A 24,879-nucleotide genomic window follows, 5' to 3' on the forward strand; every position below is an offset into this window, starting at 1 on the left:
GTCGAGGGGCGGAAGGCCAATAGGACTCCGTTAGGTCTGTCTCGGTCTTGGAGTCCTGCTGGGCAGGGGTTGGTGGCCAGGTGGTGCAGATGCCGGTCCAGCACCTCAGGGCGTTCTGGATGGTGTCGAGGACTTGGTAGAGCGGACACGCCATCTCGGCTGAGAATCCGACAGATCAGCTGGATGAATCGGGTCGGCCCCGTTGGTGTTACCGTCGCTGGATCCGTGCTGGATGTTCTGACGTGTCGTCACCTGTGGTCATCCCGGTGTAGCGTCCACACTACGGCGACTGATCACAACCTTGCGCCTCACGGGTAAGCGAACTCCCGCGTTCTGTTGGGCGGCTTCGTCAGCTCCGCGTTGCCTCAATGAGCCAGACGGGGGACGGCCGTTCGATCATGCGGTCCAGGGTGAAGCCGCCCGCGTGCAGCAGGGCGGACCATTCTTTGGCGGTACGCTCGCGGCCGCCGAACAGGGCCATCATTGCCACATCAAGTACCTTGGCGGGATGTGGGGAGCCGTCCTCGGGAATCACCATTTCCGCGAGTACCAGACGGGCTCCATCGGGTGCGGCCTTGGCGATGTTGCGGAGGATCTGCACGCTCTTGTCATCGTCCCAGTCGTGCAGGACCACCGACATGAAGTAGGCGTCGGCTGTGGGGACGCCGTCGAAGAAGTCGCCTCCTACCACCCCTATCCGTTCTGACAGGCCGGCTGCGGCGATACGGCTGTGGGCTGCGGCGACCACTTCCGGCAGGTCGAACACGATGCCACCGCGATTGGGCGTGTCGTCGTCGCTGAGCAGTTGCACCAGATGGCTTCCGTCAGCTCCACCGATGTCAGCGACGGTGCCTGTGCCCGGAAGTCGGTAGCCGTCCAGGGCAGAGCCGCGCAGTCCGACCGATGACATCGCCGCGTTCTGGATCTCGACCCGCTGCGGGTCCTCGGCGATCCAGTCGAAGAAGGGCTTGCCGAAGAAGTGTGTCGCAGCGTTCTCTCCTGTCTTGACGTTGTGCAGGAGGTCATTGAAGGGGGCGTAATGGGTGTGCATCCAAAACCGCGCGACCGCCCGGACCGAGTGTGGGAGTCCGTCGGCCAGCGTGGTGCCCAGTTCGGTGACCTCGACCGTGTCCTCGTCCATCCGGAACACGCCGATGGGCTCCAGGGAGCGGATGACTCGCCGCAGCGCGTCGGTGTTGGCATCTGTAGCCTCTGCCAGCTGCTGGACCGTGAGGGGCCCCTGCAGCAGGAGCGTGGGGACATTGAGCTCCGCCATCGTGTACAGGGCCTGTGACACCTGATAGCCCGAAAGCATCTGCAGCATCTTCGCGGACGGGGGAAGGTCGCTCATTTGGGCATCCTCAACGTGGCCGATGGCTGTGAACAGTTCTCAAAGACGGCCCAGTGCCGACACCGGCCCCGGACAAAGGTTGGAACAGCCCCTTTGTGCGCAAAGGAATCCGGGGCCTCGGGCAGATGCGTGAGTGTCGTGCAACTCGTCGTGCAACTCAGAGAGCGCCAGGTGTTGCTCTGCCGTGCGACGCATCCCGCAGGAGGGCGGCCGCCCCGGCCGCCTGCGTCGAGACCTGGGCGGCCGCGCGAGCGGCTCGTCCGGACACCCGCCAGGCGAGCATGCGCAGAGCGGTGGCCGGGGCCGGGGGGAAAACTCCGAGCTGGCCGAGCATGGTGATGTCGTCCCGTACTGCCTCGTGCTTGACCACTTTGCCGTCACGCAGATCGAGCACGTGTGTTTGCTCGAAGTCGATCTCGCGGTGGGTCGGGGGGATGGCTTGGTCGAGCGCACCGTCCCGGAAGCGTACGAACGGGCCGGTGTGCCGCCCCTGCATGCGCAGTCGCACCCAGACCTGGCCATCGTTGCGGGCCATGCCGAGGATGGGGAAGCGCAGGTCGCTGAAGGCCGAGCGCATCCACGCACCCGAGGCCAGAACCCCTGCCGGTCCTGGGATCGCGCAGGCCGGGGGTGAGACAGCCGCTTCGCGGTTGTGGAAGCCCTCGCCCACCGTGTCGGCGGCCAGAGTCGGATCGCCAGTTTCAAGTACCCGGAAAAGCCCGTGGGCCAGATCCGTGGCATCTATTCCCATTGCATACCTTTCGCGGCCGGCGGCGGAGTGGACGAGAACAGCTCCCGCGCTCGCCTCAAGCGGCCCGCAGCGGCGCCAACGCCTGGCTCCAGGCCACGACCTGGTCAAGCGTGGTACCCAGCGACTCCCGCTGGAATTCGCTGGGCTTGAACACACTGAAGTTCTCGAAGTCCGTGAACAGCGACAGCGCGACCTGGGCCCGCACATCCGCCATCTGCAACTCGCCGGCTATCAGCCGCAGGTGCTCCACCGCGCGCGTACCACCGGCCGAGCCGTAGCTGACGAACCCGACGGCCTTGTTGTTCCACTCGGCATAGAGGAAGTCGATGGCGTTCTTCAGCGCGCCGGAGGTGGAGTGGTTGTACTCCGGCGTCACCATCACGAAGCCGTCGAACGAGGCGATCTTGCCCGCCCAGCTCAGGGTGTGCGGCTGCGTGTACTGGCCCAGTGACGGCGGGTACGCCTCGTCGAGGTGCGGGAGCTTGAAGTCGAGCAGGTCGACCAGCTCGAACTCCGCGTCGGTGCGCTGCGCGGCGACCTCGTACACCCAGCGGGCGACGGCCTCCCCGTTGCGTCCCGGACGGGTACTGCCGAGGATGATCCCGATCTTGGTCATGACTGCTCCTCCGTGAGCCGTTGCTGATCCATCCGCGCATACGGACTCCATCCGCGGATCTCCTTGTCGCGTCAAGTAAATCCCCTGATACTTGTTGCGTCAAGGAAGTAATATGAAGGCATGCCGAGCGCCGAACAGTCACTGCACCCGCTGAGCCCGCACGAGGAAGCGCTGTTGCGCGAACTCGGCAGGGTGATGATCGTCCTGCCCCGAGTGATCGACACCGACATGATGCGTGAGCAACGCCTGCCGCTCTCCGAGTACACGACGCTCATGCATCTGTCCGAGGCCCCGGACCGGCGGATGCGCATGAGCGAGCTCGCCGCCACCGCCAACCTCTCGCTGAGCGGGATGACCCGCATCGTCACCCGCTTGGAGAACCAGGGCCTGATCGAACGCACCAGGTGCGACGAGGACGCCCGCGGGTGGAACGCCGTCCTCACCGACGCCGGCCTCGCCCGCCTGGAGGAGGCATGGCCGGCCCACCTGGCCAGCGCCCGACGCCACGTCTTCGACCATCTCGAAGACGCCGACCTCATCCAGCTCATCCACGCACTGAGGCGCATCGCGACCTGAGGCCCGGTGCAAACCCGAGGAGTACGACATGGCCAGAGACATCACGCTCGGGCTCGACACCTTCGGCGACGTGACGAACGACGCCGAGGGCACACCGCTGACGCACGGCGAGACCATCCGCGGACTGGTCGAGGAAGGCGTCCTCGCCGACCAGGTCGGCCTGGATCACTTCGCGATCGGCGAGCACCACACCGACACGATGCCGCTCTCCGCCGCCGACGTCGTGCTCGCGGCCATCGCGGCCCGCACCTCGCGCATCCGTCTGGGTTCCGCGGTGACGGTGATCAGTTCCGACGACCCCGTCCGGGTCTTCCAGCGGTACGCCACGCTCGACGGTGTGTCCGGCGGCCGCGCCGAGGTGATCCTCGGCAGAGGATCGAGCACCGAGTCCTTCCCGATCTTCGGCTATGACCTGAACGACTACGAGGAACTGTTCGAGGAGAAGCTCGGCCTGTTCGCCGAGTTGCTGCGGGAGAAGCCCGTCACCTGGTCCGGCAACACCCGCGCGTCGCTCGACGGCCTCTCCGTCTACCCGCACAGCGAGTCGGGAGCGATCCCGACCTGGGTCGGCGTCGGCGGCAGCCCCCAATCGGTCGTCCGGACCGCCAGGTACGGCTTCTCGCTGATGCTCGCGATCATCGGGGGCGACACGGCCCGCTTCGCACCGTTCTCCCAGTTGTTCCAGCAGGCGCTGGAGAAGTTCGGACAGCCCCGGCGGCCCGTGGGCGTTCATGCGCCGGGCCATGTCGCCGCCACCGACGAGCAGGCGGTGGAGGAGTTTCTGCCCGCGTTCGAGGCGGCGATCCGAAGTGTGTCCAAGCAGCGTGGCTTCCGTACCCCCACCCGCGAGAGCCTCATGCGCGACGTGGGCCCGGGTGGCGCGCTGCACGTGGGATCACCCGAAACCGTGGCCCGAAAGATCACAGCGACACTCAAGGAACTCGACGCGACCCGCTTCGACCTGAAGTACGCGATGACCGGCATGCCGCACAGCACGCTCCTCACCAACATCGAGCTGTATGGCACCAAGGTTGCACCCCTGGTACGCAAGATGACCGGCGGCTGACGCGGCCGCCCCGGTCCCGGACGCCCCGTCGTCACCCCACCAGCCGAAACGCAATCGGTAGCCGGGCTCCTAATGCGCCCGCTACACCTTTTGCAACGGCTGACACAATGAGGTGGAACGCTCCTGGACGCCGTGTCCGGCGCGGGAGTTGGCCGCTCGGGCGTTGTGTGGCATCTTCACCGTGGATCGTGTCCAATGAGCGGCTGGAGCCGCTGCTGCCGCAGTGTGAACGTCGCTTCCTCCCGGTATCCAGAGCACAAGCCGCTGTCGGCCGGGACATACTGTGCGGCGCCCTCTACGTGCTTCACACCGGGATCCAGTGGGAGCACCCTGCCCCAGGACTCCCCTGCAGGGGTTGATCAGGCCGCCAGGGCGACGGAGGATCCTCCGCTCCGGCCCGGATCGCAGCTGTCCTAGGGGCGCGGCAGGACAGCCAAGGCTGTTTCGGCGATCGCGTGTAGCGAGTCGGGGCTGCTTCCGCCTTTGCCAAGCGCTTCGATCCCGCGCAGCACGGCCAGCAGGAGTCCGGCAAGTCGAGTGGGGTCCTCGTCCTGCTTGATGTCACCCGCCCGTTGCGCTCCCGCGATGCAGGAAGTGAGCAGGTCCTCGATGGCCGCGAACGTCCGGCGGGCCATCGCCGCGACGGCCGGATCCTGCTCCGACAGCTCGGCGGTGCCCTTGGCGAGCAGGCAGCCGCGCCGACAGACGTCCGAAGCGGTGGCATCTGCCACTGCCAGTACGTGAGCGCGCAGCCGTTCACAGGCACCGGCGTCCGGGCCGTCGAGCGCCCGGCTCTGATCCGTCTCAAGGCCAAGGCGGAAAGCCACCCTGCGACGTACTGGGCCCCCTCGGCAGCGCACTGATGGTGCGCGAGACCGTCGGCTCAGACGCAGCCCGCCCGTAGACCGACGGCTCGGCGCGCAGCAGGCCAGACATCCGCGCGGCGGTCCCCGCCCAAGACGAGCGCGAGCGCCAGTTCGATCAACACCTTGGCGCGTCGTGCACCGCAAGCGACTTGCGCCACGCACCCAACGGCTCGCTCAATCACCCGGCGCGCCTCGTGGCCCCCGACCGATTCGGCAACCAGGACCCCGCCGGCGTTGCCGACCGCGCCCACAGCACGGACATCGCTCTTCACACGCGGGGAGAACCCGCCACTCATGCGCACCTGAGAAGTGCTCCCGTTCCATACATTCCGGCGAAGAACCCGACCAGCCGACGCCCCCGGGCCCGCCGGTAGCCGCCCACGTAGGAGACGGCGTCCAGTGGATCTCGTGCCTGGTGAGAGTTGGCCACCACCCGCGGATACACCGAGACCGCCGGCTTGGGGACCCGTCCTGGGATCTTCTCCAACGGATGACTGCCCAGCTCGCCCCGCACCACGGCGTAGTGCAGCGCGTGCACCAGCACCTCGCGCTTACGGCGCATCGTCTCCACCGCCGCCTCGCCCCCGTCGAACATTCGGCGCAGCGACTCCAGCACATCCCGCGCCAGGACCGGATCGTGCAGATCGACCGACGGCCGGGACGCCTTCGCCACCCACTGCAAAACCAGTCGACAGGCCCGCCTGGTGACGGCCGCAGTCAGTCCGCCATGTCACTCCTGTTGGGAAACCACCACCACCGGGCAGTCGGAGTGGTGCAGCACCGTGTGTCCCACCAGGCCGAGCTGCGGTCCGAGGTGGCCGCGAGGCCGACGGGCGCCGATGACCAGGAGATCGCCCGCCGAGGACCGGGCCACCAGCGCATGGCGTGCGGAGCCCTCGACAAGCGCGCGGTGCACGATCACGCCGGGGTACTCATGGGCGACGCCGTCCAGTGCCTCGTCGAGCAGGGCCGCGGCTTCGTCCTCCTCGGCGTGGGCGGGCTCCCCGGCCGGCAGCGGATGCGGCGCGGTCCGGTGCGCCGGGCGACGCCAGGCCCGTACGGCCTCGATCTCGCACGCGCGCACCGCGGCCTCCCGGAACGCGTACCGGACCGTTGCCGGTGCTGTGGCACCGGTTCCGACGCCCAGAACGATTCGTCCGATGGCGGCTTGTCTGTTCTGCACCCGGCCGCGTACGACGACGACCGGGCAGGGAGCACGGGCGGCGAGGGAGAGACTGACCGAGCCCAGCAGGAGTTCCCTGATCGGGCCCCTGCCTCGTACACCGGTCACGACGGCACTGGCGCGCAGTGCCTCGCGCAGCAGAGCCGACACGGGATCCTCCGGCACCACGCCCGTGCTGATCTCCAGCATCGGGGCGCGCAGCCCGGCCCGCAGGGCCGCTCCCGCCACGACGCTCTCGGCGAGATCGTGTCCGGTCACCGCATCGGAGACGACATCGGGTGTGTCCGCCAGGGCCGCACCCTCGTACCGCTCCCAGAGCGAGGCGTGGACGACCCGTAGCGGCACTCCGTGGCGGATCGCCTCGTCCACGGCCCAGTCGACGGCATGGAGGCTGGGCTCCGAGCCATCGACACCTACGACCATCGGCAGCACCATGGTTCCCACCGCCTTCAGCGCTCCGGGATGTTCTCTCATTCTCCCTCCGTGGGCCGGCACGTGCCGTGCACCATCCGGCAGGGGTAGCGGTCGGGAAGGTCTTCGGCCGGTGCGCGTACACGGGGCGGGGTCGAGCACCCGGTACACGTGACGGCGTGGCGGTCACCGGGCGGACTATTCCTCACTGGCGGCCGGAGCCGCGCAGCGCAGGACGACGGAAGCAACCGGCCTCCGTGAGAAGTGGGAAGAATCGTGACCTCTTTGGGGGTCGGGCGCGTATCCGATTGGCACGTGCAGTTGTCCCGTTGGTCGACAGCGGGACCCGTGCGGATTGGCCGCCCCGATTCCTGCCCGGCGTCGGGGCCGTCGCCGACACCCGGAAAGCCGGGCGCGCAGCGCCCTCCGCCCAGCCCGTGGGCGGCACGGTATCGGCCCGCAAGCCATGTTCCCGGCAGTTGTCGAAGTCAAGACGGGCGCGCCCGGAAGCCTGCAGGGCCAGCGACGACTGCGGGCGCAGCCCGCAGGATTCTCGCGCCCGCATGGGCCCGGCAGGGTTGTGCAGATGACGCTGGGTGAGCGTTCGAGATGCGCGGGTGCGGGGTCGCTGTTTCGCTGGTGGGGCCCGCTCTTCCCCATCACCCAAGGAGTGATCATGAGCGTTGCAGACGAGTCCGGCGGTCGTGCCCAGCAGATGCGCCAGAAGGCGCGGGAGATGGAACAGGCCGCGGAGCGTGCTACCGATCCGGATGAGCGTCAGCGGCTGAAGGACAAGGCTCGCCGGCTCACGGAGCAGAGCGAGCAGCAAGGCGGCACGCGTAGCGGGGACACCGACCCCATGGTGTGACAGCCCCTCGCGTCTGCACCGGCTGGTGGCCACGCCCGCGCCCCTCCAAGAACGCGAGGCCACCGGCCGGTCATCTCTGTCTGCGCTACAGCCCGCAGGAGTCGGTCTGGCTCAACGAACCAGCCCCTGGAACAAAGCCGGAGAGACTCCTGGTCGCCCGGGCCGAAGACCTGGTCCGGGGCCGCACGTTGATACGTATGCACCTGATTTCTGATCCTGGAGCTTCGCCCGTCTCCTAGGTGAAGGCGGGGAGGGAGCGTCGGCGCGGGGGCGGTCGAGTGCCGACGTGCACGGCGGGCGGGCGCGGGCAAGGGAGTGATATGCGACAGCGCTCGACTTCCCAGCATGACTGCAGCGGCAAAGGACCGTCTGCCCCTCTGCGCGGCACACGGACTGCTGCCTCTCGGGCGGGAAGCCATTCGTCCGATTCCGTGCAGCCGTTCCGACAGGAGATCGACCAGTTGCACCAAGCCATGGACAGTCGACCGGTCATCGACATGGCACGCGGGATCTTGATGGCCGGGACCGGCTGCTCTGCCGAGGCGGCGTGGGAGGTCCTGGTCACGGTTTCCCAGCACAGCAATACCAAGCTGCGTGCTGTGGCGGCGGGTCGGTGCGGGCACCGGCCGCGTGCTGATGCGCGCGGACGATGGTGAAGTCCACCGAGATGTCCCAGTCGATCTCACCCGCCGCGTCGGCTGCGGCCTGGACCTGCTGGAGCAGTCGCTCCCACGTGCCGTCGGCGGACCAGAGCCGGTGGCGTTCATAGACGGTTTTCCACCGGCCGAACTGTTCGGGCAGGTCACGCCACTGATCCCCGGTTCGCACCCGATGCAGAATCCCGTCGATCATCCGCAGGTGATCACGCCACCGGCCACAACGCCGGTTGCTGACCGGCAGGAACGGCCGCAACCGTTCCCACTCGGCATCCGTCAGATCACCCCGCCCCATGCCCGCACCAACGCCCCGGCGGCGGAGCAGTCACTTGGTCGGGCTCCCGTGTACCGAGACATGCCAGAATCAGCAGATGGTGCTTGTAGGAGAGTTCTTCCTTGCTGAAGACGACGAGTCAGCAGTGCGGGTAGGACCGCGCAAGAGCCATGATTTTCCTGCCGTGCTGTGTGACGGCATCTATCCGGATGACGCAGCTCCGAGGTGGGAAGCTCTGCTGACGGGGACGGAGAGTCCGCTCCGGTACGTGGTGCCCATGGCCAACGATGGCTTCACTGTCTTCGCTGTTCCGCAGACGCTCTCGGCGGCCTTGGCCAGTGCAGGAACGGATCAGCTCAGAACTACCGCTCTCACGTGGGCCGAGACCGTCTCCGAGATGGGCGATGAGATTGGGCCGGGCAGTGCCGTTGACCTCCTTGAGCGTCTGTCAGCCCTAGCCGTGAGTCGTGCGGAGAGCGGCCTGAGCCTGTACTGCTGGTACTTCGCGCCCTGACCTCACCCCGCTGACATTCCTGTAGTCGTGATCCCAGACCTCGCTGAAGGCGTCACGCACCCTCGCCCGCGCGGCGAAGGTGCTGTTCGAGGAACTGGAACTGGTAGGGCTTGGTCAGGTTCGTAGTGGTGTGGGTATGTCGCGGTGGCAGGTGGGGCAGGCTCCGGCCCAGGTGGCAAGGAGTGTCTGTAGTTCCCGGACGACCTGGTAGAGGCTCAGACCTGCGCCGCGTCTTTTGGGTCTCGTGCCAGCCGTTGCAGCGTGCAGAAGGCGTGGGCGGCGGAGACGAGGGTGACATGGTGGTGCCAGCCGCCCCAGGTGCGGCCTTCGAAGTGGGCCAGGCCCAGGGCCTGTTTCATCTCGCGGTAGTCGTGCTCGATGCGCCAACGCAGCTTCGCCGGCCGCACCAGCGTGGCCAGCGGCATCCCCGAGGGCAGGTTCGACAGCCAGAACTGCACCGGTTCGCTCTCGGTGGCGGGCCATTCGGCCAGCAGCCACCGCTCGGGCAGTTCAGGATCGTCGCCGGCCGTGCGGATGCCGCGTCCGGCCGGGCGGATCCGCAGGGCGACGAACCGCGAGTACATGCGCTTGAGGCCGCTTTGGCCCTTGCCCGGCCGGGAGCCTTCCCTCCAGGACACCGGCCGTGCGGCCGCCCGGCCTGCTTCGATGACCAGGTCCTTCATGGTCTGCGCAGGCTCGGGGTACTGAATTTTCGGCGGTCGGCCGGTGCCCGCACAGGCGGGCTGGACGGTATGGCGAGAGGAAATCCCCACCGCGTAGGGCACGTTGCGCTCCTCCAGGCCCAGGCGGAAGGCGGCGGCATCACCGTATCCGGCGTCCGCGACCACCAGGGAAACGTCGACGCCCCATGACCGGCCCTCGTCGATCATGTCCAGGGCCAGCTGCCACTTCTCCACCTGCCCCACCCGGGCGGGAATCCCGCACCGGCCGCGGCGGGCGATCTTGTCCGCATCGGCCTCCGGCGAGGCGGGATCCCAGGATGCGGGCAGGAACAGCCGCCAGTTGACGGCCGCGGAGGCACGGTCACTGGCCAGGTACAGGCAGACGCCCACCTGGCATTTGGTGACCTTGCCCGCGGTCCCGGTGTACTGCCGCGACACACACGCCGAGGCATCCCCGTCCTTCAAAAAGCCGGTGTCATCCACGATCAACGCTTCCACGCCGATCACGTCCTGCATCTGCCAGGCCGGCCGGGCCCGCACATGCGCGGGATCCCACGGACTCGAGGTGATGAAGTGAGCCAGTGCCTGCCGGTTGCCGTCCTCGCCCAGACGGGCCGCCATCGGCTCCACCGACTTGCGCCGCCCGTCCAGCAGCAGCCCGCGCACATACGCCTGCCCCCACCGCCGCTGACCCGCACGGAAGAACCCGTCGAACAACTTCACCGCGAACGCCTCCAAATCCTCCCGGACCGAGGCCAACTCCTCAGGTGTCACACCATTCCAACGACGCTCACGGAACAGGAGACACGCACCCACAAGTGAAGATGACCAAGCCCTACTAGATGTGCCGTCTCATGAGATTGGTGCCAGGGAACCGTGATCGGTGAAGTTGTGGCCCTCTTCGGGTCGGACGATGAAGACCCCGGATCCAGGAGGGATCTCCACGGATGTTCTGCGGATGCGATCTGCCCACTCGCGAGTGGGCCACCGTGTGTCGCTGTCCCAGCGGATCCCTGCGAGGTTGGCCCCAGCAGGATCCACGGTGGTGAGGTCGGCGCCAACGAAGTTATTTGCCGCGTCAGTCAGGTTGTCACGAGCCTCAAGCAGGTCCTCACGAGCCTTGATAGTCAGGTTGTCACGAGCCTCGCTCAGATCGTCACGACCTTCGAGTAGGTCGTCACGAACTTCGATGAGGTCACGATCGAGGGGGAGGTTGCGGGCGAGATTGCGGGCGTGGTCGCGGGCGGCGGGGTCTTGGCCGAGGGCGACGCCGAGGTCGCGGATGAGAACGCGGACGTAGATGGGGACGAGGGAGCGGGCCATGGTGGGGTCGCGGACGGGGCGGGTGAGGTCGCGGAGACGCTCGTGGGCGACGTCGAGGTCGCGGACGAGGGAGGCGGCGCGGGCACGATCGAGGGCACCGGCGTGGTCGTGGTCGAGTGCGTCGGCGAGGTCGCGGGCGCGGACGAGGCAGCCGGCGAGGCCGCTGGCGAGGGCCCGGCGGGCGCGGGCCAGTGAGTGGGCATAGACGGTGTCGAGGTCGCGGGCGCGGTCGAGTGCGCGGTCGAGTGCGCGGGCGAGGCCGGGGTCGAGGTCGCGGGCGAGGTCGCGGGCACTGGTGAGGTAGCCGACGAGGTCGGGGTCGCGGACGGGGGCACTGGCGGCGGCGGATCCCAGGATGGCTGCGGCTTTCAGAAGGCGGTCACGATGCCGGAGCCGCTCCGCTGGAGGCACGGACTTCCAGAGTGCCGCCACGTCAGCCAGCCTCGTCCTGTCGTACTGGACTGGATCGGCCTGGAGAGTCTCATGCGGGCGGGGAGCATCCGGAACTGGAGTGGGAGGAGGTGTAGCAGGACTATCCGGCGTGGACGGCAGGTCGGAAGGCTCCAGGGGAGGCAGGCCCGGTGCGTCGCCGTGTGGTGGTGTTGCCTTTCCGCTCGCCTTGATCTGTGCGGATGCATGGGGCACTGTCGGCTGCGCCTGGATGCCCAGGAGTGAGGTCAGCAGACGGCGTCCGAGGGGAAGTCGGCGCTGCCGCACGACGGCTGAAGGCCGGTTGCCCGAATTGTCGGCGCCCAGGACTGCAGCAGCGATACGTTGGCTCACGGAGGACCGCGTCATCGTGTCGTCCCTCCCTCGTCGAGGGCCGGTCCGTGCGGAAAGCACGGCGCCTCGTGGCCGCCGAATCCACTTCCCCGCCCGCCCGTGGGGTTCGCGGGCTGACGGTTCGGCTGCGGTTCACCGGCTGCGATGTCCGGCTGAAGGCTGGTGGTCAGTACGTCGGAGCGGGGTTCGTCGACGGCCGCGGAAGCCGAGGGCAGCATCGGGGGCATCTGCGTCGTGTCGGCCGTGGCCGGTTGTGAACCCCGGGCCGCGGGGCCTGCTGGTGTCGGCGGTTGAGCGGGCGACACGGGTTGCGGGGAAGCTTCGGCCGTACCTGCCTCATCGCCCATCGCTGTCTGCGGCGCGCCGGTGACCGCATCGCTCACCGACTGGACACGGCCGAGCTGAGTCAGGATCACCGGGGCCGAGATGCCGACGACGATGGCCGCGTATGCACCGCTGATCTGGCCCGTGGTGCCGAAGAGCACTGCGGCCCCGGCGCCCATCGCGCTGTGCACGACGAAGGCAACTGGGTCGGCGAGAGGGTCGAAGTACTCCTTGAACCGAGGTGGTTCGCTCTCCTGCCCGGCGGGTAACCCGCGATGGGCACGGCGGTCCGACTGCCAGTCCAGGAACCGGTTGTAGGTGTCGAGGAGTCCGCGCAGTGCACCTCCCGCCGCTCCCAGAAGGATCAGCATTGGCACGTCCACGGCTTCCCCCGGCTGGTACGGACGGCTCGGCTCCCGTATGCGGAATCCGCCTCACGAGCGTAGGGCCCCATGTGAGACCGAAGGAAGGGTTCACGCTTCAGGTGTGGTGGGGGGGGGGGGGGGGGGGGGGGGGGGGGGGGGGGGGGAGAAAAAAAAAAAAAACACCAAAACTGTGGAGGAGACACAAAGAAAAAAGAGGTTCCCGAATACTCAAGCCACCCACCACTCCCCCCTCCCCTTCTTTTTCTCCCCCCCCCCCCCCCCCCCCCCCCCCCCTTTCTTTTTTTTTTTTTTTTTTTTTTCCCCCCCCCCCCCCCCCCCCCCCCCCCCCCCCACCACACCTAGAGCAAGGGGCGAGGCGGATGCCGGAGAGCGCGACGACCGGCTCACCACCGCCGAACGCGCCGAACTCGCCGCCCTGCGCAAGGAGAACGCCCAGTTCAATCGGGACAACGACGTTCTGCGGACGGCCTCGGCCTTTTTCGCGGCGCAGCTCGACCCAACCCGGCCCAGGTGACGGAGCTCGTTGACGAGCCCTCCTCCGCCTGGGAGTCGAATGCGTCCTTCGGGAACTGCACATCCCCTCCTTGACGTAATGCCGATGGCGTCGCGCCTCGACGGAGCCGTGCGCGTGGAGCCGACGGGACGTCGAGCTGACCGAACGGATCAAGGAGATCCACACGGGCTCCGGCGGCGTCTACGGTTCCCTGCGCGTGCATGCCGTCCTCAAGTGCGAGGGTTTGGCCGTGGGCCGCAAGCGGGTGGAGCGATTCATGCGCGAGGCCGATATCGCGGGGGGGGTGAGCCCGCGCCGCAAAGGCTTCACGCGCCGTGATCCCAAGGCCGCGCCAGCCCCGGGCCTGGTCCAGCGCGAGTTCACAGCGCCCGCGCCGAACCGGCTGTGGGGCACCGACCTGACGGTGATCACCCCCGGTGAAGGACCGCTGTGGCTGTCGGCGATCCGCGACGCCTTCTCCCGCCGAGTCGCGGCGTGGGAGACCTTCGCCCGCGTGGACGCCGACCTGGTCCTGACCCGGAGTACGCGCTCGCCAGCCGCGAGGTTGAACCGGCAAGCTCATACACCATGCCGATCACGGCTGTCAGCTCAGGTTCAAGGGGTCGTTGCAACACCGATTCACCATCTGGAATCAGGTTCACCGGCGTGTCCATCGCGGCCTGAACGCGGCACCGCCAAGTGCCCACACGCTGACCCACCCAGCCCACGGACAACTTGACGATGCCATGCTCTACATACCGCTGAGGGCCATCATCAGGGCGCCGACGGACATCAGGGTCCCGACGATATATCCGGCGCCACCGGCCACCACCGCCTGCGTACCCGTCAACCGTCGGCGCGTCATCAGATAGACCACGAGCCCGATTGCGAAACCGAGCAACGCATGGAAAAGCGTCAACAGCCAGCCGGCGCCCACGGCCACGGCAACGCACCCGACGGCCAGCAGAGCTCCCGCCGGGCTGAGATCACGCCGGACGAGAGGGTACGTCATAGCACAGGCGACTATGGCTATGCCCCCGGTAATAATGGCAACAATGTAGAAATCGCTCACGTCGGACCTCTCGCTCAACGCTGACATTTGCCTGATTGGCAACCAACATGAGGGCGTGTGCACCAGGTGCACGTCGGCCGCACTGCGGTGGGCCACCCGGGGCCGACTCAGCCGGCAACAAGTGCTCTGTCCGTGTCAATTCACCGGCCGGCACGCGAGTCGACTTCGTCGTCCGGCGCAGGGGCGACTCCCGGCCCTCGCGCATACCCGGCTCGACCGGCTCCAGCGGCGGCGGGAACCGTCCCTGAGCGAGATCGGTGAGCCGCTTACGGTCTCCACCCTCCCGGCAGGCCCTCTTCAACGGCGCCTGCCCGGAGCCCAGTTCAGCGACGTCGCGCGAAACGGCTCCTTCGGGCACACCCGCGGCCTTGGCCACCGGCTGGATACCGCCACGCCCCAGCATCTGAGGCTCGCCCCCCTCAGCAGCCGATGCTGACGCTCCTCCAGATCCGGAAACAGCACCTGGAACTTCGCCACTATCGCCGCCTTGCTCTCCCCAACCGCATCCATGCCGCGTCTCTATCACATCGGAAGGAATTCCCGCAGGAAATCATCACTTTATTCACTTGAACCACAGCGACATCCCGACAGAACATATGCGCCATGATTTGAAGTGTCAGAAAGATGCAGCTGATGGGGATGTTACGGTGCGTGCGAACGCAGTAAGAAATCCCGACGAGAGTCGAGGCACGCCCCGGTCTCCGTGGGCGGCGGCGGTGGTGATGACGTTGAACGGGGTGCGGCGTCAGTCGCGGTTCAGGTGGTGTCTGCTGCCTGCCTTCCGGTGGCCGATCAGCGGTGGACCGGTGTCAGGGCCCCCTTCTTTTCGCGCGGATGCGGGAAGCGTTCACAGACGCTCTCGACCGGTCGAGGTCGTCGGCGGCGTTGAGTTCGGCGAGCGGGAAGGGGCGCAACTCGTCAAAGACATCGGCCTGCTACCAGCGGTCCAGGCCGCCGCCGGCAGGTCTGCCAGGAGCCGAACCGCAGCTCCAAGGGCATGAGTTGCCAGGCGACGTCGTTGTGGAGGACGTACGGGATGGCCTGCAGACACAGCCAGTCCGGCACCGGCCACGACGTTCCTCAAACTCGCCTGCTGCCTCATCACCCACCGACAACTCGGCTCACTGCGTTAGCCGTTGTTACCTGCGTCCGGGAATGAGCTGGTCCACTACGTCCAGCACCGCGCGCATCGTCGCCAGCAGCCCTTGACTGGCGGCGTTGGCTCCGGTCGTGGTCAACCGTGCCTGTCAAGACCCGCATCACGCACGGCAATAATTTGTCGTACCAAAGGACACGAAATGCATGACGAAGAAGAACTTCCGGTTTACTCGGCCTCCGAGATAGCCGCCATCGTACTGGACTTTTTTACCTTTCTGACGACCCTGCACTGCCACCCTGACGATCTTGCTATGCCGCCGCCGGGAGGGTGGCCCGGTTACACACCCGAGAAGTGCGCCGGATTCAAGTCTGACTTCGCCATCGAAGTTCTGAGAAACCTTCCGTACCTCGACAGTCGCACCTCGGACCACATGGACAGTTTGGGGCAAATCCACTACAAATCGCACCTGCTCGACTACACCACGTTCGATAGCGAGCGATTCACGGATCAGGAGTACCTCTGGTCGGGAGGTGAAGAATCGGAGAGTGAAGAGCCCGTGCCCGACCACGTCTTCATCTTTGCGGAGGGCTTCGAGAGTGGCGGCCGAACCATTTTTCTCGACGTGCGAGAAGGCAAGATCTTCGAAGAAGAGATTCGGTGTGACTCTTCCGAGGAAGACCTTAAAGAATACTTCGAGGACTTGAAGGAAAAATACCGGAATCTGGAGCTTATCCCCTGCCCCGGCGAGGAAATGATAGAGGTCAGAGCGACGGGCGTAGGTCCGGAAAAACTGGGCGAAACGTTAAGCGAGGAGGAAGTTCTGATGCAAACCGACCCACTCTGGGGCACCCATTTGGACGTCCGATACACTCGACAACTCTATCGGACCTTCGGGTGGCCGCATGCTTTTCGGAGGCACGAGGCGCTTCGTGAAATCAAAGAGCTAATAGAGAAGCGGAAATCCTAAGAGGATGTCTCACGTGGCGAGTTTCGCGAGCTTCTTGTAGCAGGTGAGGGCGGCTGCGAGGCCGAGGAAGGCGAGGAAGTGAGATCCCTTTCGCTCGTACCGGACGGTGAGCCGGCGGAAGCCGAACAGCCAGGCGATCGACCGCTCGATCTTCCAGCGGTGCCGGCCGAGCCGCTCGCTCGATTCGATCCCGGGACGCGCGATGCGCGGGACGAGCCCTCGCTCGCGCAGCCAGGTGAGGTGTTCGGCGGAGAAATACGCCTTGTCCGCGCGGAGTTTGACGGGCCGACGCCGTCGCGGCCCGCGGCGGGAGCGGACGGCGGGTATACCGCGGATCAGCGGCTTCAGAGCCAGGCTGTCGTGGGTGTTCGCACCGGACACCGCGACGGCCAGCGGGATGCCCTGGGCCTCGGACAGCACATGCAGCTTGCTGCCCTTCTTGCCGCGATCGACCGGGTTCGGCCCGGTCAGCGTGCCCCCCCCTTTTGGCCCGGACCGAGGCGGCATCGACGCTCGCCGAGGCCCAGTCCAGCTCGCCCCGCGCACCGAGTTCGTCCAGGAACGCCCGGTGGAGCCGCCGCCACAGTCCCGCCCGGATCCACGCGGTGAACCGGCGATGCGCGGTCGCGGGCGAGACGCCGAACGTCTCCGGCAGATGCCGCCAGGCGCACCCGCTGGTCAGCATCTACACGACCGCCGTGAACACGGCCCGCTCGTCACACGGAGCAGTCCCGCCGCCCTGCGGACGGGAGTTGAACGACGGCAGCAACGGTGCGACCAGCTACGGTGTCCTATGTGGTGATCGCTCGCTGGGTTGTTCATGGGGCGGGGTACGTGGAGTTGAATTGTTCCGGACGAGCTGTGGGAGATTGCCGAGTCGCTGATCCCACCGTCGAAGGTGCGGCCACAGCGCGGCGGAACGCAGGACACGCCTGATGAGACGCTGTTCGCGGCGATCATCTACGTGCTGGTCAGCGGTTGTGCCTGGCGGGGTCTGCCGCCGTGTTTCGGGATATCGAAGTCGACCGCGCACCGCCGGTTCCTGATCTGGTCGCGGGCCGGGGTGTGGGGCCGGCCGCACGAGGCAGTGCTGCACCGACTCGATGACGCCGGCCTCATCGACGTCTCGCGCGTGGTCCTCGACTCCGCTCACGTGGGGGCTAGAAATGGGGGCGAACTCAAGGTCCGGGATCCCCTTTTTCGTGTCGATGTGGCTGCCGTCGATCACCGCCCGGGACCAGTCGATCTCGTTTGCCGCGTTCAGCTGGGCAAGCAGGATCCGATGCAGATCGTCGAACACCCCGGCGTTGATCCACCGCTTGATCCGCCGCCAACACGTCATGCCTGACCTGAAGCCGAGTTCCTGCGGAAGGTCTTCCCAGCCGATCCCGGTATGCAGCACGTACAAGATGCCCTGCAGACACTGCCGATCCGGCACCGGCCGCGGACCGGGCGTCTTCATCGGGCCACGGCGGAAGCAACGGCTCGAGAAGCTCCCACAACTGATCATTTAACGAGCTCGTGCATGGTTGGCGGTGAGACGTCGAGGACTTCGGTAGGGCCCAGGGTTCACATCTGCTGAGCCGATGTCAGGTCCGCGGTCTGCTGATGGGACAGCAGGCCGGCGATGGCCTGGACCGTGTCGCTCATATGCTCGCGGCGGCCGAGGTGACGGGCCAGCGCCCGCCAGTTCTTGAGATGCGCAATGCCGTGCTCGACCCGGATACGGCGTGAGGAATGTGCCTTGCGCTGCCGCTCGTACATCTCCTCGTACCAGTCCGGAGCGTTCTTCTTGAACTTGCGATGCGGTGGCGTCACTACACGTCCGCCGCTCTGCGCGCCGAGCCCCTGGTAACCGGCATCGGCGAGGATCTCGACCGCAGGCCCACCGGCCAGGAGCTCGACCAGCCCCAACTGGCGGGCGTGGGTGATGTCCGCGCAACTCCCGGGCCGGGTCGGGCTGCACCACAACATGCGTCCTTCGCTGTCCGTGACCACCATGGATTTGACGGCGTTCTGCTTGTTCTTCCCGGAGATGAACTTGTCCCGGTCCTTGCGTCCGGCGGCCGGGCGGCGGACCCGGATCTCGGTGCCGTCGATGATGCCGGTCTGGCCGGTCACGCCGAGATGGTCGACGACCTCGGCAAGAGTCCGCAGCCGCACGTCGGGGCTGATGGTGCACCCCCGCTCGGCAAGCAGAGGCCGCACCTCGGTGATGGCCCGGGTGATGGTCGAGCGGTCCACGCCAAACCAGCAGGCCAGCACGTCGTGGGTGGCGCCGTGACGAAGATGGATAAGGGTGGCCAGTAGCCGGTCGACGAACACCAGTTGGTGCTTCGCACCGCCGCCCACGGCCCGCTTCCGTTGCCGGGAGGCGAGCCTGGCCTGATGGCGCTCATGCCACAACGGGCCGATCTCAGCGACGAGTTCAGCGATCACATCGGCCGTCAGGCCCGTGCTCCGACGATTGCTGATGATCACTACACGAGTTGCGTTCCCCACCACACAACCATGATCAACGATCAAGAGCTCGACGTCTCACCGCCAACCATGCACGAGCTCGTAAGGGTTGTCCCGTAACTGCCATAGAGCGAGCAACGGCCCGCGGCAACGGGCAGCTTCAGGCTTCAGGGCGGCCCGGGTACATGGCTGATCGCTGCAGGGTTTCGCCCCACTCGTCCATCACATCTCGGGACTCGTCCATGTCGGGATCGCGACCTCCGCCGGGTGCGTAGGCCGGGGACCGGTCCGCGCGGAGCGGCACATGGGCGCAGTACCAGGCCCGCTTGGCGCCCGCTTGCTCCGCGTCCGTGCCTGTCCGTAGATAGTCGAGCAGCGCGGTCATGACCCGGCGGCGTCCGAATGCGTAGACCGCTGGTTCGACGAACCAGCGGCAGAAGCTGGGGTCCGGGTCGTAGACGGCTGCGGCCATCAACGGTGCGAAGAACTCTTCGGGTAGACAGGTGCGTTCGAGCAGTGGCTTGCGTGCCGCATGGGCCAGATGCCGCGCGCGGCTGGCCTCTGGCACGCCGGCCGTGTTTCCGAGGTTCAGCAGCCGCGCCACCTCGGTTGCGCATGACAGGAGCGAGCGTGCATCTGCCTCGTTGTGCTCTTCTTCGGCCATGCGGCATTCTGGACCGGCTCAGGCCGAGAAGGTACGGGGCGATGGTTGCTTCTCCCCGAGTTGGCTGAGACGTCGTTCAGCGGGTTCTGGCACAGATCTTGGGGAGCGGTCGCGGAGCGTCACCACGGTGTTCGATTGCAAGGGGCCGCTCTCGTGTGAGACCGCGTACGCCTCGCCGCCGGACAGTCTGTAGTGACGCTCCATCAGGTCTCTGCAGACCTCCGTGGTTGTCGACTGTGACCAGTGACGGTGCTGGTCATGCAGACCGACTCAATCGTTCTGGGACTCGCTGGTGTTCGACGGGATCGACGACGTGGACATCGAGGCGTTGGCCGCCGCCTTCGGCACGGTCGACATCGTGGCGAGAGGCCGGGCGGCCGGCGCGGAGTGTCCGGACTGCGGTCACTTCTCCGACCGGGTGCACGACTCCTACCAGCGCAGGTGGAAGGATCTCCCGATCGGTGGGCAGGGCGTTGTGATCCTGCTGTGGGTCCGGCGCTTCATCTGCGACGCCGCGACCTGTCCGCGCCGTACCTTCGCTGAGTCGTTCCCGCAGCTGACCACCCCATACGCGCGGTTCACCACCAGGCTCAACCACACGCTGGAGCGCATCGGGCTCGCACTGGCCGGACGGGCCGGCGCCCGACTGGCTGCCCAACTATGTCTCGGCGCCGGGCGAATGACACTACTGCGCCGGATCATGGCGCTGCCGGACCCGCAGGTCACCACGCCTCGCGTGCTCGGGGCGGACGATTTCGCCACCCGGCGCGGGCACTCGTACGCCACCGTGATCACGGACGGTGAACGCCACCGGCCCATCGAGGTCCTGCCCGGACGCGAAGCGGCGCCCTTGGCCGCATGGCTGATGGCGCATCCGGGAGTTGAGGTGATCTGCAGGGACCGTGCCGGGGCCTACGCCGAGGGTGCCGCGCTCGGCGCCCCGGACGCCCTCCAGGTCGCTGATCGGTTTCATCTGCTCCAGAACCTCGGTCAAGCCGTCGAGAAGTGCGTTGCCGCGCACCGCGGCTACCTGTGCTCCGTCTCCCCGCAGCCCGGCCAGGCAGTCACCGCTGCGCAGACCGACGGTGCCTGCGATGTCGAGCCGACGCCGCTCGCCCTCCCGTCCGGCCGGCGCGCAGAGCGGATGCGCGCCCATCACGCCCTGGTCCACGGTCTGTTGAGCGATGGGATGGGGCTGCGTGCCATCGCTCGCCACCTGGGCTGGGGGCGGCACACCGTCCAGCGGTATGCTCGCGCCGCCCGCTGGCAGGACATGGTCACCGGACGCCGCACCCACACCAGCCGCCTCGACCTGCACCGGCTCTTCCTGCAACGGAACATCGATGAGACGGACGGCAAGATCAGCATCATCGAGTTGCGCAAGGAGCTCGCCGACCGCGGCCATCCGGTGCCCTACAGCAGCCTGCGCGACTGGGCCCGCAGCCGCCTTCAGTGGCCTGATGCACCCACGCCGGCTGCCGCGGCGCCGTCCGTCCGCACCGTCGTCGGCTGGATCACCCGTCACCCCGACACGCTCACCGAGGACGAAGGTAAGCAGCTCAAGGCGGTGCTCGACGCCTGCCCAGAGCTGGAGCAAACTCACGAACTCGTCCGCGACTTTGCGCAGATACTCGCCCAGCGCACGGGTGCTGACCTGCCGGACTGGATCAGCTCCGCCCGCGACGCGCAACTGCCCGGGATCACCGGCTTCGCCCGCGGACTGATCGCCGACCTCGAAGCCGTGATCGCCGGGCTGACCGTGCACTGGAGCTCCGGGGGCACCGAAGGTGCTGTGAACCGCATCAAGAAGATCAAGAGACAGCTGTACGGTCGTGCCGGATTCGACCTGCTCCGCAAGATGATCCTGCTTCAGTGACCTTCCGCGACCGCTCCCCAAGATGTGGCGCCATCGCAGCCTCATCCCACAGGGCATGTCCATGCTCCGACCGCAAGCCTCCAGGCGTGGCCTCCATCCGTCGACAGCCCGGGGCGAGGGCGTCCGTGCCCTCAGTGACGTGGCGGAGTCTGCCCGGCAAGGGCCCCAGGCTCGTCACTGGCGAATGGTCCGAGAAGCCGGAATGGTTGCAGCGGTCCGGTGATGTGCACTGCGGGATTGGTCCGGCCATGGTGTGACGCGGATCACCGCAGCGCGGCCCGTGCAAAGGACAGGAAGCAGTGTGGAGATTTCACTGCGGGCCCGCGTGCGGGCCGGGGATCCGGATGCGTTCAGGCAACTCTTCGACGAGCACGCTTCGGTGGTCCACCGGCATTCCGTGCGGATGACCGGCAACTGGGTCATGGCCGACGACATCGTGTCGCTGACCTTCCTGGAGGCATGGCGACTGCGTGAGCGGGTGCTTCCGGGTGACGACAGCCTGCGCCCGTGGCTGCTGGGGATCGCGACGAACGTCACACGCAACACCGCGCGGGCGGCGCGAAGACACCAGGCCGCGCTCATCAGAGTCCCGCCCCCCGATCCCGTGCCGGACTTCGCCGACGAGGTGACACAGCGCCTGGCCGACACCGAGGAACTGGCCGCCGCGCAGAAGGCATTGAGCACGATGCGCCGCGGGGAGCGCGAGGTGTTCACACTCTGCGTGTGGGAGGGCCTGGACGCCGCCACAGCGGCCGAGGCCCTGGGCGTGGCCGTCGGCACCGTACGGGCCCGGCTCTCGCGCGCGAGAAAACGCCTGCGCAAGCTCACCGAACTCGAACTCAAGGGCGGCACAGGCAGCACGGGCAGCACGAACGGCGGGGGCAGTATGAACGCCACGGGCGGCAACCCCGGCACGGAAGGCGGCATCGGGCACAGCGGAGTGCAACGCCCGGCCGCGGTCGGACAGTCAACGGGTAGCCGCCATCAGGCGGCTCGGTCCACGCAGGAGAAGAAGCGATGAACACCAACCCGCGACGACGCGATCAGCCGGTCGACTACCAGGATCTGGCCGAGTTGCTGCCCGCGCCGGGCCGTCCGGTGCTCGCGCAGGACCGCCACCGCGTACTGAGGGAACACCTGATGGAGCACATCACTCACGAGACCACCCACGAGCAGTCGGGTGCGACGAACACCTCCCCGAACACCTCACCCGTGCCCCCCGCACGCCGGCGCCCCGGGCGGCGCCTCGTTCTCGTCGCCGCCCCGCTGGCACTGGCCGCCGTGGTGGCCCTGGGCGTGGTGGCGGTCGACGGCGCACAGGACGGCAAGCGCGACACGCCTGCCGCAGGTGTCACCGGGGGCGACCAGCAGAAGGCCACGCAGTTGCTGGACCGGATCGCCCTGGTGGCGGCCGGCCGCCCGGCGGCCACGGTACGCGAGGGCCAGTTCATCTACACCAAGTTGCAGGGGTCGTCGGACGAGTTGGGCTGGCCCGCGACGCCTCCGAAGGACACCAAGGGGTTCACCAAGGCTCCGGTTGCGTACAAGGGAACCGTCCGACAGGAGCAGTGGGATTCGGTGGACGGCACGCGGGACGGTCTGAGGAAGTCCGTCGGGCTGTCCTCGACCGGCGAGCCCGACCCGTCCCACAAGGACGAAATGACCATGATCGGCAGCGGATACCTGACCTTCGAGCAGCTTCAGACTCTGCCCACCGATCCCGACGCGCTGCTGAAGAAGCTCTCAGGCGACGCCAAGAACGTGGAAGCGAGCCGCCGCACGGAGGTGGTCGTCGAGAACCTCGGAGCCATCATCGACGAGGCCACCCTGCTGCCCGACCTCAGTGCCGCGATCTACCGTGCCATGGCCAAGCTCCCGGGTGTGCGCGTCGTGGACCACGTCAAGGACGCCTCGGGGCGGGAAGGTGTCGGCCTTACGTTCAGGGGCGTCCCGAAGGGCTACGCCTGGGTCTTCGACTCGTCGAGTCTCGTCTACCTTGGAACAACCAAGAGCGCACTCCTGGGAATTGGCGTCGCGGACAAAACGGGTGAGGTGCCGGTCAGCTCATCCTGAGTCAGTCCCGGTGCCGCCGCGCAGCCAGAAGGGCGTCCGCTCCGGCGGACGCCCCTTCTGGAGTTCCGGCGGTGCCGAAGGTGCTGTGAACCGCATCAAGAAGATCAAGAGACAGCTGTACGGTCGTGCCGGATTCGACCTGCTCCGCAAGATGATCCTGCTTCAGTGACGCTCCGCGACCGCTCCCCAAGATCTGTGCCAGAACCCGCTGAACAACGTCACGGCCACCCCGAGTGAAACAGTCATGTTGTGGCTGGTGTGATCACGGCGTCTGTGCCGTCCTGGATAGGGCCCTTCACCGGGCTGAGCTCGCGCTGCTTCGCCAAGTTGGTAGCCGTGGTGCGACGCGAGCAGGCTGCGGATCAGCAACGCGGCCGCCCCTGGAGTCTGTCGCTGGAGGACCGTGTCCTGCTGGTCACGACGTACTGGCGCACGAACTTGACGATGCGTCAGCTTGCCCCGCTGTTCGGGGTTTCCAAGTCGCCCGCAGACCGGATCATCGACCACATCGGTCCGATGATTGCGTTCCGTCAGCGGAAGCACTTCCACAAGGACACCGTGCTCATTGTCGACGGCACCCTGGTGCCCACCCGCGACCACACGGTGGCCGAGCAGTCCAAGAACTATCGCTATTCCACGGCGCATCAGGTGGTCATCGATGCCGACAGCCGCCTGGTTGTCGTAGTCGGCCGACCCCTGCCCGGCAACCGTCACGACTCCCGCGGCTGGGAGGAATCTGGCGCCAAAGCCGCCGTTGGCAACACGATGACCATCGCTGACGGCGGCTACCAGGGCACCGGACTCGTCATCCCGCACCGCCGCTGCAAGGGCGAAGAACTCCCGGCCTGGAAAGAGAAGCACAATCGCTCCCACAAACAAGTCCGAGCCCGCGTCGAGCACACCTTCGCCCGCATGAAGGGTTGGAAGATCTTGCGAGATTGCCGCCGGAGAGGCGATGGAGTCCATCACGCCATGCTCGGCATCGCCCGTCTGCACAACCTCACCCTCGTCGGATAGTCGAACAGGCGACACAGCAGCGGACCTTGCCCGACGTCAAGATCGTTTCAGGACAGCCCTTAGACGCAGGTGCCGGAGAACGCATTGTCGACGATCCGATACGCCGGGAACATCATGGGGTCGTAGGTATTGGGGCCGTACTCGCCGTCTACGTGGATTCGGTGCTGCGTCTGAACAGAGCGTACCGCTGCCTTGGTGGCGTCCCCGTAGATGCCGTCGACCACAAGATTGGGGATGTGGTTGTAGCAATGGTTGATCGCCCCCTGAAGCGCTTTGACTTCGTTGCCTCGGGTTCCGTAGGCCATCCAGCAGGTGTAGAGGGCGCCGCTGCCGGTGTCGTAATAAGGCAGGTAGAGATACCGCCCGCTGGGGGTGTTTGGGTGGGCCGTCGTCGTCCTGGCGGCGTTGCACTCATTGGTGGCGGCAGAGGCAGGGCTCGCGGTCAAGCCAACCAGCAGCGTCGAGATCACGCCGATGATGGCACTGATGGCGCCGACCTTGAAACGGTTTCTGTTCACGGTTCTCCA

Annotated in this window: 25 protein-coding genes and 5 pseudogenes; 14 read left to right on the top strand and 16 right to left on the bottom strand. The window is 67.0% G+C overall.

Translation table 11 applies throughout. The features are described from left to right. Positions 1–349: 349 nt before the first annotated feature. The 3 genes from ACZ5VQ_RS41985 to ACZ5VQ_RS41995 all read right to left on the bottom strand — a co-directional run bounded on the left by ACZ5VQ_RS41985 (position 350) and on the right by ACZ5VQ_RS41995 (position 2,718). Positions 350–1,351 (bottom strand): methyltransferase, encoded by a 1,002-nt coding sequence (locus ACZ5VQ_RS41985; RefSeq protein WP_469109618.1) that lies wholly within the window; start codon positions 1,349–1,351, stop codon positions 350–352. 157 nt (positions 1,352–1,508) lie between these two features. Further along, entirely contained in the window at positions 1,509–2,102 is a 594-nt protein-coding gene (locus ACZ5VQ_RS41990; RefSeq protein ID WP_469109619.1) for an ester cyclase, read from the bottom strand. 55 nt (positions 2,103–2,157) lie between these two features. Beyond that, on the bottom strand, positions 2,158–2,718 hold the full coding sequence (locus ACZ5VQ_RS41995; RefSeq protein ID WP_469109620.1) for an NADPH-dependent FMN reductase: 561 nt from the start codon (positions 2,716–2,718) through the stop codon (positions 2,158–2,160). 120 nt (positions 2,719–2,838) lie between these two features. On the opposite strand from ACZ5VQ_RS41995, the gene ACZ5VQ_RS42000 reads away from it, so the two are divergent. The 3 genes and pseudogenes from ACZ5VQ_RS42000 to ACZ5VQ_RS42010 all read left to right on the top strand — a co-directional run. Next, entirely contained in the window at positions 2,839–3,294 is a 456-nt protein-coding gene (locus ACZ5VQ_RS42000) for a MarR family winged helix-turn-helix transcriptional regulator (protein WP_469109621.1), read from the top strand. A 28-nt stretch (positions 3,295–3,322) separates the two neighbouring features. Beyond that, complete coding sequence (locus ACZ5VQ_RS42005; protein WP_469109622.1) at positions 3,323–4,360, top strand: LLM class flavin-dependent oxidoreductase; 1,038 nt, start codon at positions 3,323–3,325, stop codon at positions 4,358–4,360. 112 nt (positions 4,361–4,472) lie between these two features. Further along, positions 4,473–4,704 (top strand): annotated as a pseudogene (locus tag ACZ5VQ_RS42010) (IS5/IS1182 family transposase); the annotation flags it as partial. 69 nt (positions 4,705–4,773) lie between these two features. Here ACZ5VQ_RS42010 and ACZ5VQ_RS42015 read toward each other — a convergent pair. The 3 genes from ACZ5VQ_RS42015 to ACZ5VQ_RS42025 all read right to left on the bottom strand — a co-directional run bounded on the left by ACZ5VQ_RS42015 (position 4,774) and on the right by ACZ5VQ_RS42025 (position 6,883). Further along, the gene (locus ACZ5VQ_RS42015) at positions 4,774–5,187 is read right to left on the bottom strand and encodes a TetR family transcriptional regulator C-terminal domain-containing protein (protein ID WP_469109623.1); all 414 of its coding nucleotides are present in this window, start codon (positions 5,185–5,187) and stop codon (positions 4,774–4,776) included. Between the two features lie 331 nt (positions 5,188–5,518). After that, positions 5,519–5,899, bottom strand: coding sequence for a hypothetical protein (locus ACZ5VQ_RS42020; protein ID WP_469109624.1), 381 nt, complete (start codon positions 5,897–5,899; stop codon positions 5,519–5,521). 57 nt (positions 5,900–5,956) lie between these two features. Beyond that, entirely contained in the window at positions 5,957–6,883 is a 927-nt protein-coding gene (locus ACZ5VQ_RS42025; protein WP_469109625.1) for a universal stress protein, read from the bottom strand. Positions 6,884–7,496: 613 nt separating this feature from the next. Between ACZ5VQ_RS42025 and ACZ5VQ_RS42030 the strand changes: the two genes are divergently transcribed. Next, on the top strand, positions 7,497–7,688 hold the full coding sequence (locus ACZ5VQ_RS42030) for a DUF6381 family protein (RefSeq protein ID WP_398885301.1): 192 nt from the start codon (positions 7,497–7,499) through the stop codon (positions 7,686–7,688). Between the two features lie 515 nt (positions 7,689–8,203). Then, positions 8,204–8,344 carry an ANTAR domain-containing protein gene (locus ACZ5VQ_RS42035; protein ID WP_469109728.1) on the top strand — a complete coding sequence of 47 codons (141 nt, stop codon included), beginning with the start codon at positions 8,204–8,206 and terminating at the stop codon, positions 8,342–8,344. Here ACZ5VQ_RS42035 and ACZ5VQ_RS42040 read toward each other — a convergent pair. After that, positions 8,292–8,639: pseudogene (locus ACZ5VQ_RS42040) on the bottom strand (IS5 family transposase); the annotation flags it as partial. The gene ACZ5VQ_RS42035 and the pseudogene ACZ5VQ_RS42040 overlap by 53 nt on opposite strands. A 76-nt stretch (positions 8,640–8,715) precedes the next feature. Here ACZ5VQ_RS42040 and ACZ5VQ_RS42045 point away from each other — a divergent pair. After that, positions 8,716–9,132, top strand: coding sequence for a hypothetical protein (locus tag ACZ5VQ_RS42045; RefSeq protein WP_469109626.1), 417 nt, complete (start codon positions 8,716–8,718; stop codon positions 9,130–9,132). 215 nt (positions 9,133–9,347) lie between these two features. On the opposite strand, the gene ACZ5VQ_RS42050 is transcribed toward ACZ5VQ_RS42045, so the two are convergent. The 3 genes from ACZ5VQ_RS42050 to ACZ5VQ_RS42060 all read right to left on the bottom strand — a co-directional run bounded on the left by ACZ5VQ_RS42050 (position 9,348) and on the right by ACZ5VQ_RS42060 (position 12,616). After that, the gene (locus ACZ5VQ_RS42050; RefSeq protein WP_469109627.1) at positions 9,348–10,589 is read right to left on the bottom strand and encodes an IS701 family transposase; all 1,242 of its coding nucleotides are present in this window, start codon (positions 10,587–10,589) and stop codon (positions 9,348–9,350) included. 78 nt (positions 10,590–10,667) lie between these two features. After that, the gene (locus ACZ5VQ_RS42055) at positions 10,668–11,570 is read right to left on the bottom strand and encodes a hypothetical protein (protein ID WP_469109628.1); all 903 of its coding nucleotides are present in this window, start codon (positions 11,568–11,570) and stop codon (positions 10,668–10,670) included. Between the two features lie 362 nt (positions 11,571–11,932). After that, positions 11,933–12,616, bottom strand: a complete 684-nt coding sequence (locus ACZ5VQ_RS42060; protein WP_469109629.1) for a hypothetical protein — start codon at positions 12,614–12,616, stop codon at positions 11,933–11,935. A 665-nt stretch (positions 12,617–13,281) separates the two neighbouring features. On the opposite strand from ACZ5VQ_RS42060, the gene ACZ5VQ_RS42065 reads away from it, so the two are divergent. After that, on the top strand, positions 13,282–13,863 hold the full coding sequence (locus ACZ5VQ_RS42065) for an IS3 family transposase (RefSeq protein WP_469109729.1): 582 nt from the start codon (positions 13,282–13,284) through the stop codon (positions 13,861–13,863). A gap of 12 nt (positions 13,864–13,875) precedes the next feature. Here ACZ5VQ_RS42065 and ACZ5VQ_RS42070 read toward each other — a convergent pair whose 3' ends face one another. Beyond that, positions 13,876–14,196 (bottom strand): hypothetical protein, encoded by a 321-nt coding sequence (locus ACZ5VQ_RS42070; RefSeq protein ID WP_469109630.1) that lies wholly within the window; start codon positions 14,194–14,196, stop codon positions 13,876–13,878. 1,298 nt (positions 14,197–15,494) lie between these two features. Here ACZ5VQ_RS42070 and ACZ5VQ_RS42075 point away from each other — a divergent pair. Next, on the top strand, positions 15,495–16,262 hold the full coding sequence (locus tag ACZ5VQ_RS42075) for a hypothetical protein (protein ID WP_469109631.1): 768 nt from the start codon (positions 15,495–15,497) through the stop codon (positions 16,260–16,262). Positions 16,263–16,271: 9 nt separating this feature from the next. Here the strand turns inward: ACZ5VQ_RS42075 and ACZ5VQ_RS42080 are convergent. Then, positions 16,272–17,043: pseudogene (locus ACZ5VQ_RS42080) on the bottom strand (IS5 family transposase). A 63-nt stretch (positions 17,044–17,106) separates the two neighbouring features. On the opposite strand from ACZ5VQ_RS42080, the pseudogene ACZ5VQ_RS42085 reads away from it, so the two are divergent. Beyond that, positions 17,107–17,466 (top strand): annotated as a pseudogene (locus ACZ5VQ_RS42085) (transposase); the annotation flags it as partial. A 138-nt stretch (positions 17,467–17,604) separates the two neighbouring features. On the opposite strand, the pseudogene ACZ5VQ_RS42090 reads toward ACZ5VQ_RS42085, so the two are convergent. The 3 genes and pseudogenes from ACZ5VQ_RS42090 to ACZ5VQ_RS42100 all read right to left on the bottom strand — a co-directional run. Then, a pseudogene (locus ACZ5VQ_RS42090) lies at positions 17,605–17,772 on the bottom strand (transposase); the annotation flags it as partial. 59 nt (positions 17,773–17,831) lie between these two features. Beyond that, a complete protein-coding gene (locus tag ACZ5VQ_RS42095) occupies positions 17,832–18,764 on the bottom strand; it encodes a transposase (protein ID WP_469109632.1) in 933 nt (310 codons plus the stop codon). A 118-nt stretch (positions 18,765–18,882) separates the two neighbouring features. Further along, on the bottom strand, positions 18,883–19,386 hold the full coding sequence (locus ACZ5VQ_RS42100; RefSeq protein ID WP_469109633.1) for a hypothetical protein: 504 nt from the start codon (positions 19,384–19,386) through the stop codon (positions 18,883–18,885). 358 nt (positions 19,387–19,744) lie between these two features. Here ACZ5VQ_RS42100 and ACZ5VQ_RS42105 point away from each other — a divergent pair, with 358 nt between their 5' ends. The 5 genes from ACZ5VQ_RS42105 to ACZ5VQ_RS42125 all read left to right on the top strand — a co-directional run bounded on the left by ACZ5VQ_RS42105 (position 19,745) and on the right by ACZ5VQ_RS42125 (position 24,352). Beyond that, on the top strand, positions 19,745–21,262 hold the full coding sequence (locus tag ACZ5VQ_RS42105; protein WP_469109730.1) for an ISL3 family transposase: 1,518 nt from the start codon (positions 19,745–19,747) through the stop codon (positions 21,260–21,262). 301 nt (positions 21,263–21,563) lie between these two features. Then, positions 21,564–22,283, top strand: coding sequence for an RNA polymerase sigma factor (locus tag ACZ5VQ_RS42110; RefSeq protein ID WP_469109634.1), 720 nt, complete (start codon positions 21,564–21,566; stop codon positions 22,281–22,283). After that, a complete protein-coding gene (locus tag ACZ5VQ_RS42115) occupies positions 22,280–23,335 on the top strand; it encodes a CU044_5270 family protein (RefSeq protein WP_469109635.1) in 1,056 nt (351 codons plus the stop codon). Before ACZ5VQ_RS42110 ends, ACZ5VQ_RS42115 begins: the two co-directional genes overlap by 4 nt. 10 nt (positions 23,336–23,345) lie before the next feature. Further along, entirely contained in the window at positions 23,346–23,504 is a 159-nt protein-coding gene (locus ACZ5VQ_RS42120) for a hypothetical protein (RefSeq protein WP_469109743.1), read from the top strand. An 80-nt stretch (positions 23,505–23,584) separates the two neighbouring features. Further along, the gene (locus ACZ5VQ_RS42125; RefSeq protein ID WP_469109636.1) at positions 23,585–24,352 is read left to right on the top strand and encodes a transposase; all 768 of its coding nucleotides are present in this window, start codon (positions 23,585–23,587) and stop codon (positions 24,350–24,352) included. A gap of 59 nt (positions 24,353–24,411) precedes the next feature. Here the strand turns inward: ACZ5VQ_RS42125 and ACZ5VQ_RS42130 are convergent, their stop codons facing one another. Then, positions 24,412–24,870 carry a peptidoglycan-binding domain-containing protein gene (locus ACZ5VQ_RS42130; RefSeq protein WP_469109637.1) on the bottom strand — a complete coding sequence of 153 codons (459 nt, stop codon included), beginning with the start codon at positions 24,868–24,870 and terminating at the stop codon, positions 24,412–24,414. Positions 24,871–24,879 lie beyond the last annotated feature (9 nt).

The sequence above is a fragment of the Streptomyces sp. NPDC033178 genome (genome assembly GCF_055577685.1).